This window comes from Fulvivirga aurantia (assembly GCF_009711475.1).
Classification (GTDB): Bacteria; Bacteroidota; Bacteroidia; order Cytophagales; family Cyclobacteriaceae; genus Fulvivirga; species Fulvivirga aurantia.
The window spans coordinates 1-3,022 of sequence record NZ_SMMD01000468.1 but is presented as its reverse complement, the minus strand read 5'-3'; the positions used below and the strand labels follow the sequence as shown (position 1 = coordinate 3,022).

The 3,022-nt window shown below is 36.6% G+C and carries 1 protein-coding gene; it reads left to right on the top strand.

Annotated elements, in window-relative coordinates:
- Nucleotides 1-28 precede the first annotated feature (28 nt).
- Nucleotides 29-3,022, top strand: a 2,994-nt coding sequence (locus tag E1176_RS03140; RefSeq protein WP_155209124.1) for a SprB repeat-containing protein, incomplete at its 3' end; no start/stop codon positions are given.

Genomic DNA, 3,022 nt, shown 5'->3' with positions numbered 1-3,022 from the left:
AAATTCTTAAACTACAATACATACTATCATGAAAAAAGTGGCTTTATTTTTCTTCACTACGGCACTGGTTTTATCAGTGTTTACTGGATTTGCCCAGACCCCCGTTACGCTTGATGTGCAGGTCGATGACCACGACTTGATTCAACCTACCAGCATAGGTTTAGACTTAAATTTTACTGGTGTTGCTCAATTAGATTACCTCAAAGTACAGAATACCACTCAATGGGCCCGTGTAAAACTGGCCTACGATGAAGAGCGGGTAGATGATGCAGAACCGCTCGATTTGTTCGATTATGAATATTTGGAGGTTATTATCAAAGACTTTGGAGGTACAGTTTGGGGTGAGGTAAAATTTAATCTCCAGGAATACAGACCTTTAGTGATAGAACCCTATGTGTTTGATGCAGAAGCTCTCCCTGACGGTTGGCTTAAAGTGAGTATCCCAATAGAGGATTTTTATACTCGAGAGGTCAGATATATTGCTTTTCCATTTGCTTTCAATACCAACTTTGGGGTTAAACAATTAAGATTTGTTGGTCCGGATAAGTCTTTTGTTTGGTTTGGTGAAGACAAATTCGACAATGCTAAAAAAGAGAATCGTGTAGGTGAAAGTGAATTGGTATTCAAAGATGATGGTATAGTAATAGACGAAATTTCAGTTTCATATGGCAATAATGATCTCACACAGACTTCGATGCCATTTCAGGATTTTGATGTGAATGTAGGGCCTGGATCGAATGAGTTTGCCGTTGAGTTAAAAGATACAGATGGGGCCACCTACAATTTTTTGTATGAGCAAGATGTAAGAGAGATCACTGCCATTTCTACTAAACCAACCTGTAATGGCGAAGGAGATGGAACGATAGAAGTTAATATTTCTGATGAAACTTATTCCTACTCATTTCTATGGAATGATGGAGATACTTCACCAGAAAGAAATAATCTATTGGCCGGAAATTACCATGTAAATATTACTGATAATTTGGGTAAACAAGCTTATCTAGACTTTCAGCTCAATGAACCTTACAAAATACGACCATTGGTTGAAAGGTTAAATTGTGCTGGCGATAATGTGAAACTTAGCGTATTAGGCGGTACAGAAGATTACTTTTATAATTATGACGGGCAATCATTTGCAAGACCAATGGATCAAAGGGAGTTTAGAAGTCTATGGAGTTTAAAAACGAATATATCAAGTGAATTAATCAATTATGCTTATCATAAAAATTTAATTTATGACATCAAAACTGATGTAGAAGGTAATATATACTTCATTGGCTCATATGATGATGAGCTAATCATTGAAAATAACTACCTGGGTAAAATTGAAGGCAAAGGTTCATTTTTAATTAGATTACTACCTGATAAATCGTTTGGCTGGGTCTATTTTCAACCACAAACACAATTTCATCAAATTGATGTGAATGATGATGGAGAGGTAACAATTCTTAGCGATAAACTCATTTTATTAAATAATGACGGCACACTTAAATGGCAGCTCGATGTAGATCTTCATAAGGCAAAAATGAGTATGGGAATCAATGGTCATATATATTTAACCGGATACAAAAATGATCTCATTAAATTAATGCATATAGGCTTAAATGGAAATATACTTTGGCAAAGAGATATTCGTGGTGGTCACTTTCGAGATAATTATGGTGCATATACCAGGGCTGTTAATGATATAGCAGTAAGCCCCAATGGTGATGTTTACCTAACAGGATATTATAATGGGAAAATAGATTTTGGTAATGTTAGTCTTACTACCTCACAACTAAATGATGCCTTTCTGGTAAGGTATAATAACCTTGGGGTCTCTCTTTGGGCCGTAGTACCCGGGCAGGGTGCTGGTAATGACTGGGGAAGACATGTGGAATATCATGAATCTGGAATTTATGTGGCAAGCAACCTTACTGGCAAGTCAATTTCTGTGGGAGATTTAGAATTAGATGCAGGTACGGCTGGAGTTATCATTAAATATGATGAAAATGGACAGTTGATTAGAGCAAGACAATTTGCTGCCATTATTGGCTTGTCCTTCTTAAAGATACAGGATATGACAATAAGCAATCATGGATACCCAATGATAAGTGGTTTAATTGAAAATTTACATCTTCTGCCCGGTGATAATCCTTTTCCCGATATTGGCTATTACATGATTTTATATTTTGACCCTGATTTTAATTTAATTGCAAATTCATCAATAAACACTGACTATTATGAACCACCTGTCATCCCAATCGCAGCTACTTCTAATACCTCAGTGTTAAGGGCAGATTTTACCAATAGGATAAAATTAATTGAAGAAGGCAAAGTGTTTACCTCTACTTTGCAAACTAACTTTATCAAAAATCATATTTGGGTGCGTGACGGTAATGATTGTGCAATAAGAGAAATCAATTTTAAAGGGCCGCGACTATCGCCTGAACAACCTCTGATTTGCAGAGTAGAGCCAACTACAAATGCTAATGTGATCACCTGGTATAACAATGGTCAGGAAGATGAATATATCGTATATAAAGAGACTAATATTAAAGATGAATTTATACAAATAGCACAAGTCTCAGGAAGTCAAAGTTCGTACATTGATTCTGACGCTACTCCAATGAAGAGAAGCCATCGCTACCGTGTTCAAGCGAGGCGGTGTGGTTGGTATTCTCAACAAAGTGAGACACATAAAACTATACACCTCACAGCAAACCAAGGGTATGGAGGAGAAGTAAATTTAATATGGAATGCATACGAAGGCCGAGATTACGATAGAATACATATTTACAGAGGTCTTGGAGCAGATAACTTTCAATATATGACTACTGTACCTAGTTCGGTTTTTTCTTATTCTGATACCGAGCCCTCCGAACAAACCCTATATTATCAATTACGGTTTTCATCACCGAATTGTAATCCTGATAACTTCCAATTTAGTACATTTAGTGAAAGTTTAGCGCAAACAGACTATATCCCTTCTAACACTGCCGTACGCTATGGCCAGCTTGCAGATTTTAATACTTACCCTAAT